Origin of the sequence: Bacillus cereus group sp. N14 (assembly GCF_016483555.1) — a bacterium.
Taxonomy (GTDB): Bacteria; Bacillota; Bacilli; order Bacillales; family Bacillaceae_G; genus Bacillus_A; species Bacillus_A wiedmannii.
The window spans coordinates 1-450 of record NZ_JAEHBQ010000064.1; the positions used below are offsets into that span (position 1 = coordinate 1).

Below are 450 nucleotides of genomic sequence, written 5' to 3' on the forward strand. Positions count from 1 at the left end.
AGAGGAGAATGGGAAGGTCGTGCTTTTGAAGGTTTTGACCAACAGTTCAATGAATTAAAGCCAAAAGTACAAAACTTTGCACAGCTATTGCAAGAAATTAATATGCAACTTAATAAAACTGCAGAGGCTGTTGCTTCTCATGATGAAGAATTATCACGTAATTTCGGTTTGAAATAAAAATTGTCATGCTCTATATAACAAGCATTTTCAATGAGCCATACAGCTTATAGTGTATGGCTCATTTGATTGCATGCCCAGCGAGTGATATTGATAAGGATATATAATGAGATTTCTTTAATACATTTGGAAAACGTATAGAAAGGATTTGAAAGAATGGGACAATTTCAAAGTAATTTACAAAAAGCAACGCAATTTGCTACGAAAATGGGATTAGCCTCTGATAGGATTCAAAGTGCAACCAGTCGTTCTATAACAAAGGCGACGCGTACA

At 35.1% G+C, this 450-nt stretch carries 1 protein-coding gene and 1 pseudogene; both read left to right on the forward strand.

Annotated features, from left to right (window positions below):
- Positions 1-177: WXG100 family type VII secretion target (locus JDS82_RS29040; RefSeq protein ID WP_142336721.1), on the forward strand; the 177-nt coding region annotated here is incomplete at its 5' end.
- 156 nt (positions 178-333) lie between these two features.
- A pseudogene (locus tag JDS82_RS29045) lies at positions 334-450 on the forward strand (TIGR04197 family type VII secretion effector); the annotation flags it as partial.